The sequence below is a fragment of the Empedobacter sp. 225-1 genome (genome assembly GCF_030328185.1).
Taxonomy (GTDB): Bacteria; Bacteroidota; Bacteroidia; order Flavobacteriales; family Weeksellaceae; genus Empedobacter; species Empedobacter stercoris.
Genome location: NZ_JACALO010000060.1, coordinates 1 through 9879 on the forward strand (window position 1 = coordinate 1; position 9879 = coordinate 9879).

Annotated in this window: 9 protein-coding genes; 7 read left to right on the forward strand and 2 right to left on the reverse strand. The window is 32.3% G+C overall.

All coding sequences use genetic code 11. From position 1 onward, the window contains the following. Positions 1-109 precede the first annotated feature (109 nt). Both HX088_RS13145 and HX088_RS13150 read right to left on the reverse strand, forming a co-directional pair. Positions 110-1084: a deoxyhypusine synthase family protein gene (locus HX088_RS13145; protein WP_171623594.1), complete on the reverse strand. Its 975-nt coding sequence runs from the start codon at positions 1082-1084 to the stop codon at positions 110-112. 31 nt (positions 1085-1115) lie between these two features. After that, entirely contained in the window at positions 1116-2498 is a 1383-nt protein-coding gene (locus HX088_RS13150; RefSeq protein ID WP_171623595.1) for a type III PLP-dependent enzyme domain-containing protein, read from the reverse strand. 418 nt (positions 2499-2916) lie between these two features. On the opposite strand from HX088_RS13150, the gene HX088_RS13155 reads away from it, so the two are divergent. From HX088_RS13155 to HX088_RS13185, 7 genes are all read left to right on the forward strand, one after another. Beyond that, complete coding sequence (locus HX088_RS13155; RefSeq protein ID WP_171623596.1) at positions 2917-3690, forward strand: ParA family protein; 774 nt, start codon at positions 2917-2919, stop codon at positions 3688-3690. Between the two features lie 5 nt (positions 3691-3695). After that, entirely contained in the window at positions 3696-4586 is an 891-nt protein-coding gene (locus tag HX088_RS13160; protein ID WP_171623597.1) for a ParB/RepB/Spo0J family partition protein, read from the forward strand. Further along, positions 4576-5136: a DUF5683 domain-containing protein gene (locus HX088_RS13165; protein WP_171623598.1), complete on the forward strand. Its 561-nt coding sequence runs from the start codon at positions 4576-4578 to the stop codon at positions 5134-5136. Before HX088_RS13160 ends, HX088_RS13165 begins: the two co-directional genes overlap by 11 nt. A 9-nt stretch (positions 5137-5145) precedes the next feature. Next, positions 5146-5850, forward strand: coding sequence for a 4-hydroxy-tetrahydrodipicolinate reductase (gene dapB / locus HX088_RS13170; protein ID WP_260542939.1), 705 nt, complete (start codon positions 5146-5148; stop codon positions 5848-5850). Between the two features lie 26 nt (positions 5851-5876). Further along, on the forward strand, positions 5877-7439 hold the full coding sequence (gene lepB / locus HX088_RS13175) for a signal peptidase I (RefSeq protein ID WP_225540508.1): 1563 nt from the start codon (positions 5877-5879) through the stop codon (positions 7437-7439). A 120-nt stretch (positions 7440-7559) separates the two neighbouring features. Beyond that, entirely contained in the window at positions 7560-8165 is a 606-nt protein-coding gene (locus HX088_RS13180) for a WbqC family protein (protein WP_171623601.1), read from the forward strand. A 4-nt stretch (positions 8166-8169) separates the two neighbouring features. Further along, the gene (locus HX088_RS13185) at positions 8170-9771 is read left to right on the forward strand and encodes a S8 family serine peptidase (protein ID WP_260542934.1); all 1602 of its coding nucleotides are present in this window, start codon (positions 8170-8172) and stop codon (positions 9769-9771) included. Positions 9772-9879 lie beyond the last annotated feature (108 nt).

Consider the following 9879-nt stretch of genomic DNA (forward strand, 5'->3'; position numbering starts at 1 on the left):
TGCTACACCATATTTTACTTTTCTTGTCATAAAAAATGCCCCCAAAAGTGTCTAACTTTTTGGGGGCAGTGTAATAGAAGTGGCTTTTTTATTTGTTGAAAATTTAATCTTAGTTTCCTAAAATGTAATTAAAAATCAATGGTGCAACGATTGTCGCATCAGATTCGATCATATATTTTGGTGTATCAACATCTAATTTACCCCATGTAATTTTTTCGTTAGGAACTGCTCCTGAATAAGAACCGTAAGATGTTGTAGAATCAGAAATCTGACAGAAATATGCCCAGAACGGAACATCAGTCCATTCTAAATCTTGGTACATCATTGGAACTACACAAATAGGGAAATCTCCTGAGATACCACCCGCAATTTGGAAGAACCCTACTCCTTTTCCATCAGAATTTGCACGGTACCATTCTGTTAAATAAATCATGTATTCGATACCAGATTTTACTGTATGTACGTTCAAATTACCTTTAATTACGTTTGAAGTAAAGATATTTCCACAAGTCGAATCCTCCCATCCTGGAACAACGATTGGTAAGTTTTTCTCAGCCGCAGCAACAATCCAAGAATCTTTAGGATCAATTTCATAGTATTGCTCTAAAACACCTGAGTTAACTACTTGATATAAAAATTCGTGTGGAAAATAACGTTCACCTTTTGCTTCAGCAGCATGCCAAACATCTTCTAAATGTTTTTGTAAACGACGGAATGCTTCCTCTTCAGGAATACATGTATCTGTTACACGGTTATAATGATTATCTAATAATTCTCTTTCTTGTTCTGGAGTTAAATCTCTATAATTTGGCACTCTTTTGTAATGAGAATGAGCCACTAAGTTCATCACATCCTCTTCTAAGTTAGCTCCTGTACAAGATATAAATTGAACTTTATCTTGACGAATCATTTCAGCTAATGAAATTCCTAATTCAGCAGTACTCATTGCACCTCCCATAGAAATTAACATTTTTCCCCCATCTTCTAAATGCGCTTCATATCCTTTAGCTGCATCTACTAATGCAGCTGCATTAAAGTGTCTATAGTTGTGCTCTATAAACTGACTGATTGGTCCTTTACTCATTTTATTTGTTTTTATTTTATTAAAATTCTAATTATTTATATCCCAATGTATTCAACACATCTTGGTGTGTTTGTTCTTCTGAATACACTTTTGCTTCGTAGTTTTCATCAATCAAAATATATTTTGGCTGAGGAATCAAACAGTGATTTATTCCACCAAATCCACTGATATTATCTTGATACGCTCCTGTATTAAAGAAACCAATATACAATGGTTTTGCTTGATCGTATTTTGGCAAATAAATAGCATTTACATGTTGTTCTGAGTTATAATAATCGTCAGAATCACACGTTAAACCACCTAATAATACACGTTCGTATTTATCGTACCAACGGTTAATTGGCAACATTACAAATCGTTTTGAAATTGCCCAAGCATCTGGTAAAGTCGTCATGAAAGATGAATCGATCATATCCCAATACTCTTTATCATTTTGTTTCTTTTGATAAAGAATTTTGTAGATCACTCCTCCACTTTCACCTACTGTAAACGATCCAAATTCTGTAAAAATATTTGGAACAGGAATACCTTCTTCGTCACAAATCATTTTAATTTGCAACAAGATTTCTTTCGCCATGTATTCGTAATCATATTCGAAATTCAACGAATTTTTGATTGGAAATCCACCACCGATATTCAAACTATCTAATTCTGGACAAACTTTCTTAAGGTTTACATAAACTCTCAAACATTTTGTCAACTCATTCCAATAATATGAATTATCTTTAATTCCTGTATTGATAAAGAAATGAAGCATTTTCAATTTAATGCGTTCATTTGGTTTTACCATTGTTTGATAGAAAGGAACAATGTCTTTGTATCCTATTCCTAAACGAGACGTATAAAACTCGAATTTTGGTTCTTCTTCAGATGCAATACGAATTCCGATTTCGAAATCACCTTCGATAGCTTCCGAAAATAAATCAACTTCTTCGTAATTATCAATAACTGTAATTGTTTTGCGATGTCCGTTATTGACCAAACGAGCAATGTTTTCTACATATTCTTCACGTTTAAAACCATTACAAACGATATATTGATCGTCTGTAATCAATCCTTCTTTAATCAAATTTTCGACAATATTAATGTCAAATGCAGAAGATGTCTCGATGTGAATATCGTTTTTTAATGCTTCGCCTAATATATGACGAAAGTGAGAACTTTTTGTACAATAACAATAATTGTAAGTTCCTTCATAGTTTAATTCTTCACGCGCTTTTTCAAACCAACCTTTCGCTCTTTGAATGTTTTGTGAGATTTTTGGTAAGTAAGTAAATTTTAATGGTGTTCCATGTTCTTCGACTAAAGCTTTCAAGTCGATTCCATTAAATTTTAAGTGCTCTCCATCCAATTCAAATTCATCTTGCGGAAAGTCAAATGATTGCGTGATTAAATCTATGTATTTAGTTTTCATTATGCTTTATAAATGTTACGTGTGTTGAATAATTCTAAAAAATTTGCGAGAAAAATTTTAGGGTATTACAGACGTATCGCATAATATACATTGCGAAGCAATAAAGGGAAAGAATAATTCTTAGACTCTTTTCGATTCATTAAAAGTAATGCGTTGAGATTTTTTTTAATTTCAACGCTTTCGAATAAAAGGTTAAAACTCATCAACTTTTTTTATTAAAAAAATTATAAAAATACTTGCCGCAAATATATGTTTTTTAATTCTGTTAAAAAGATAAAATAATATTAAAATTTATCAATAGTTAACTCTTAATGTTAGCGATAATTTAAATATTCTACAATTGTTCAAAATTTTATTTTTTCTTTAAGGTTTAACAAGGTTAAATATTGTATTTTTGAAATCGTTTTGAACGTAAATTATGGGTAAAATTATTGCTATTGCGAACCAAAAAGGTGGCGTAGGAAAAACGACAACCTCGTTAAATCTTGCCGCTTCTTTAGGTGTTTTAGAGAAAAAAGTTTTATTAATTGATGCAGATCCGCAAGCAAATGCAACATCTGGTTTAGGTTTTGATTTGGATGAAATCGAAGCAGGAACCTATGAAGTATTAGAACATGAAGTTCTTGCAAGCGAAGCTATTTTACAATCAGAATCGCCTAACTTAGACTTAATGCCTGCTCATTTAGATTTAGTTGCTGCCGAGATTGAAATTGTAGATTACGAGAACCGCGAATACATGTTAAAAACTGCGTTGTCGGAAATCAAAGATCAATATGATTATATAATTATAGATTGTGCGCCTTCACTTGGCTTGATTACTTTGAATGCACTTACAGCTGCAGATTCTGTAATTATTCCTATTCAGTGCGAATATTTTGCTTTAGAAGGATTAGGAAAATTATTAAATACAATAAAAGGAATTCAACAACACCACAACAAAGAATTGGATATTGAAGGTTTATTGTTGACAATGTACGATTCGCGTTTACGCCTATCTAATCAGGTTTTAGATGAGGTAAACAATCATTTTCCGCAAATGGTTTTCAAAACAATTATTACGCGAAATGTGCGTTTGTCTGAAGCGCCAAGTTTTGGCGAAACAATTATTCAGTACGATGCAGCAAGTAAAGGTGCAGAAAATTACTTAAATTTAGCGCGTGAATTTTTAATTAACAACAACGATACAGTTTAAATAAAATGGCAAAGCCAAATAAAAATAATCGCTTAGGACGTGGATTATCAGCTCTATTAAAAGATGAACCAACGGTAAAAACAGCACAAGATGAAGGTGCGAAGAAATTGGTTGGAAATATTTTGGAAATAGATTTAGAAAAAATAACCGCAAATCCTTGGCAACCACGAACTAATTTTGATAAAAAAGCTTTAGATGAATTAGTCGCTTCTATTCAAACATTAGGCGTTATTCAACCCATTACAATTCGTAAAAAACCAACAGGTGAATATGAATTGATTTCAGGTGAAAGACGTTTTCGTGCTTCGCAATTGGCAGGAAAAAAGACAATTCCGGCTTATGTGCGATTAGCAAATGACCAAGAAATGTTGGAAATGGCATTGGTCGAAAATATTCAACGTCAAGATTTAGATGCTATTGAAATTGCACTTTCTTACCAACAATTAATGGATGAAATCAAGCTTACTCAAGAAGAATTAAGTAAACGTGTTGGGAAAGATAGAACATCTATTACAAATTATTTACGTCTATTAAAATTAGATCCAATTATCCAAACAGGAATTCGAGATGGAATGATTTCGATGGGACATGGGCGTGCTTTAATGGCAATTGATGATGCGGATTTACAGTTTGATATTTACGAAAAAATTGTCAAAAATAATTTATCTGTACGTGATACAGAACGTCTAATCAAATCAATAAAAGAAGGGAAACCTGAGAAGAAAGCTAAAGATGAATTGCCTTCTCAGTACAAAGAAGCATTAAGTTCTATTTCAAATTCTTTGAAAACGAAAGTCGAAATAAAACGTGCGAATAATGGTAAAGGTAAAATTATTTTGAATTTTACTTCTGATGATGAGTTTGAACGTTTAAGAAAGTTTTTGAATGAAAATTAAAGGATTATTTCTTGGATTAATGATGGCTTCAACGTTTTCATTTGCCCAAGTTCAAATAGATTCAACTCTAATCGTAAAAGATTCTGTTAAAATTAGTAACGAAGTCTTAATGGAAAAAAGTCCAATCAAAGCTTCGTTGTATTCAGCTATTTTACCAGGTGCAGGACAATTGTACAATAAAAAATGGTGGAAAGCACCAATTGCATTGGGATTAGTTGGTACAGGCACAGGTTTTACAATCTATTACAATAATTTATATAAAAAGTACCGAAAAGCGTACATTGCAGTAAGAGAAGGAACTCCAAACGAATTTTCTGGTATTTTAACTCCAGAACAACTGGCAGTTATACAAGACGATTACAAACGAAAACGTGATTATAGTGTTGCGTTAACTGCGTTAGCTTATTTATTAAATGTTGTTGATGCTACAGTTGATGCACATTTATTTACAGTACGAAACGACACTGAAATGTCATTTAAACCAACTGTCATTCAAGATGAAATGACATTAGAGCCAGTTTTGGGATTGGCATTTAACTTAAAATTTTAGAAATTAAAGATGAAAATTGCATTAATAGGATACGGAAAAATGGGAAAAGCAATAGAAGAAATTTTAGTTCAACGTGGTCATGATGTTGTACTTAAAATTTCTCGTACTCCTCTTCCAGAAGAATTAAAAGATGTTGAAGTTGCAATCGAATTTTCTCGACCAGAATTTGCATTCGATAATCTTAAAGTATTACTTGAGAACAACGTTGCAACTATATGTGGAACAACAGGATGGTTAGAGAAACAAGGTGAAATAAATCAATTAGCCATTGCTAATCATACGGCTTTTTTATATGCTTCTAATTTTAGTTTAGGTGTAAATTTATTCTTTGAATTGAATTCTATTTTAGCTCGAATGATGAATAAATACCGCAACGAATATCAAATTAATTTAGAAGAAATTCATCACACACAAAAACTTGATGCACCTTCAGGAACTGCAATTACAATTGCAGAAGGAATTATTGATCATTCTTCTTATACTTCTTGGTCGATGGATGAAAAAGCAAAAGATATTATTCCTGTCGAAGCAAAAAGAATAGAAGATGTTCCTGGAACACATATCGTGCAATATAATTCGGAAGTAGACACAATTGAAATTTCTCATACCGCTCATTCACGCAAAGGTTTTGCCTTAGGTGCTGTAATTGCTGCGGAATGGATTTGGAATAAACAAGGTGTTTTTACAATGAAAGATGTACTTGAACTGAACTAAATTAAAATACTAAATATCAAAAACTTATGCATGTACTAATTTACTGGTTAATTGGTTTTATCATAGCCAATGTAATCTTTGGAGCTGCAACTTGGAAATTATATAAAAATGCAGGAAAAGAAGCTTGGCAGGCCTATATTCCCTTTCTTAATATTTGGAAAGGTTTAGAAATTATTCATCGTCCAAAATGGTGGATTATTCTATTTTATTTGCCAATTGTTGGTCCTATTTTTTGGTTAGTATTCTTTGTTGATTTAGGCGACTCTTACGGAAAAATTGAAACCAAAGATAAAGTCATCATGGTTTTGACATTAGGTTTATACATTTTTGCAGTAAATTATGCTGATAATCCAAAATATTTAGGTCCTGAAAAACGTAAACCTACTTTTGTTTCTTCCTTAATTTTTGCGCTTGTATTAGCGACATTAGTTCACAACTGGTTTATACAACCTATGATTGTTCCTACAGGATCAATGGAAAATACAATCAAAATTGGTGACGCCCTTTTTGTAGAAAAAGTAAGTTACGGTGCACGTGTTCCTATTACTCCTATTGGAATTCCTTTCTCAGAATTCATTTACCGTGATGGTTTTATCGATAAAGCACGTTTGCCTTACATGCGTGTTCCGGGTTGGAGAGATTTAAAATCAAATGACATTGTTGTTTTCAATTACCCTACCGATTCTATTTACAATGCAATTGATCGTAAAGATGCATATGTAAAACGTTTGGTTGGTTTGCCAGGAGAAACAGTTCAAATTCGAAATGGTGTTTTATATGTAAACGACAAAAAATTCATCCCGAAAAAAGATGCACAAGTTCAGCATTCATATTTAGTGGTTGTAAAAACTCCATTTAGTGATAAACTATTATACGATAATTTTGGAATTATCAGTACAGATTATCAAGCTGGAAAACAAACTGATGGTACATTTATCTATCAATTTGCTGCATTAACTGACGCACATGTCACAGCAATGAAATCGAATGCAAATGTAGTTTCTATCGAACCTATTTTACAACCAGTTGGTCAAAAAACAGAACATATTGTGAATGGTAAAATCGATAGTACAAATACGATTTTCCCTGTTAACAAAAACTGGAATACAGATCAATACGGTCCTTTATACATTCCGAAAAAAGGAGATGTTGTAGATGTTAACAAAGAAACGTTGGCACAATACATCAATATTATTCGTCGTTACGAAAACAATACGCTAAAAGTTGATTCTGCTAATGGTAAGTTTGATGTATTTATCAACGATCAAAAAACAGACAAATACGAAATCAAACAAAACTACTATTTTATGGTTGGTGATAACAGAAATCAATCATTAGATGCGCGTTTCTTTGGATATGTTGGAGAAGATCATATCATTGGTCGTCCAATTATGATTTGGGCAAATATGAATGGAATGTTTGAACCTGCAGCTCCTAAGAAATTTATATGGGATCGATTCTTTACCTCAATCAACAACGATAATCCAAACAAAACATCGTACGGAATTTATGTTTTAATTGCGTTAATTGGTTGGATTGGATACGATATTGTAAAAGCTCGAAAAGAGAAAAAGAAAAACAACTATTAAAATTATTTTGTAGTCAAATTTTAAAAAATAAAATTTGTTATTCGAAAATAAATAACTCAAAACTGTGCATTATAAGTAATTGTAATGCACAGTTTATATACAGAAAAATAATAAAAACGAATGAAAAATACGTTTGCCGCTTTTTATTTTGGACCGATTGATTACTATGCAGAAATGGTAAAAAGCCAGACTTTGGATATCGAAGTTCAAGAAAATTTTCAAAAGCAAACTTACCGTAATCGCATGTATATTTTGGGCGCAAATGGTAAGTTGATGTTAAATATTCCCATCTTTCACAACGGAACTCGATTGTTCAAAGATTTACAACCTTCTTATGAATATGATTGGCAGAAAGAACACATCAAATCGTTAAAATCAGCTTATCAAAGTTCTCCATATTTTGAGTATTATGAAGATGAAATTATTCCAATTTTAGAACAGAAGGAAAAATTTTTATTGGATTTGAATTTAAAAACAATTGAATTCATCAACAAAAAATTAAACTTAGACTTGGAAGTTTCTAAAACAGAAACTTATCAATCTATATTACCTGAAAATGATTTTAGAAATCAATTTTCTGCTAAAAAAGCACCTCAATACAACTTACCCGAATACGCACAAGTTTTTGATGACAAATTTGAATTCGTTGAAGGATTGAGTATCTTAGATTTACTTTTTAGCGAAGGTCCAAGTGCCGCAGTGTATTTAAAAAACTTAATAAAATAACAACATGAGAAAATTATTTATTGCTTTAGGATTTGCCTTTACATTAGGGTTTGCTCAAGCACAAACAACAGAAGTACCGAAAGAAAAATGGTACCATGCAAGTGTAGAACAAACAGGTATTTATGGTGTAAATACTGATCAAGCATTACAATTTTTAAAAGACAAGAAAAGAAAAGCCAATACAATTATTGTAGGCGTATTAGACAGTGGTGTTGAGCATTTCCACGAAGATTTGAAAGCAAATATGTGGTCAAATCCAAAAGAAATCCCAGGAAACGGAATTGATGATGACAAAAATGGTTACATTGATGACGTACACGGATGGTCTTATTTGGGAACAGCGAAAGGAATCAATTATAATGATGATACAACTGAAATAACGCGTATTTACAAAAACTTATCGAATAAATACGCTACTTACGATCAGAAAAAAAATCATGCTGCAATTGCAAAAAATCCAACAGAATATGCAGAGTTTCAAAAAATTGAAAAAGAATATTTAAGCGCTGTAGGTAAAGCAAAATACAACCAACAAGTTGCACAATCAAAACTAAACGCAGTTGAAGGTGGTGTAAATAAAATGGTTTTAGAATTTGGTGACACTAAATTATCAAAAGATGTTTTGGCTAATTACCAACCAACAGATTCACAAATTTTAGAAGCTTTATGGATTTTTGGTGAATTAAAAGAAGAGCAATGGGTTGGTAAAACCATGAAAGAGGTTGCCAATACTTACTTAGGAGCTGCACGCCGTGCTGCAAAAGGTGATGCTTTAACATCTCACCTGAACTTAAATTTAGTTGATCGCAAAGACGTTGACAATCCAAACGATAAGAAAGAACGTTTTTACGGAAATGGAGATTCTAATGGTCCTGAGTCATCTCATGGAACACACGTTGCTGGAATTATTGGTGCTGTAAGAGGAAATAACATCGGAAACGATGGTACAATTGGTGGAAATAATGTAAAAATTATGTCAGTTCGTACAGTTCCAAATGGTGATGAGCGTGACAAAGATGTTGCAAATGCAATTTATTATGCAGTGGACAATGGTGCTAAAATCTTAAACATGTCTTTCGGAAAACCATACTCTCCCGATGCGGATTTAGTTTGGGATGCTTTCAAATATGCTTCGGATAAAGGAGTTTTAATTGTAAAAGCAGCAGGAAACAGCAACGAAGATATTGATGTTCATGTTCATTATCCAACAAATTTCAGAAATGGAAATGCAGTTTCTAAATCTGTTTTAACAGTTGGTGCATCAACAAAAGATCCAAATGCTTTAAAAGCTCGTTTCTCAAATTATGGTAAAAAATCAGTTGATGTTTTTGGACCAGGACAAGAAATTTATGCTACTTATCCAGGTGTAGATCAATACCGTTTCTTAAATGGAACTTCTATGGCTTCTCCTGCTGTTGCTGGTGTTGCTGCAATGGTTTGGTCACACTATCCAAAATTAACTGCAGAGGATATTCGTAATATTTTAATGGAAACAGTGAATAAAAATGATCAATTAAAAGACATTTCTGTTGCTGGAGGTGTTGTAGATTCGTACAAAGCTGTACAAAAAGCTGAAGAAATTTACAAACAACGTAAATTGAAATAATTTTAACACAACATTATAAAAAGGCTCCCTAATACACTGCCCCCAAAAAGTTAGACACTTTTGGGGGCATTTTTTATGACAAGAAAAGTAAAATATAGTGTAGCATTT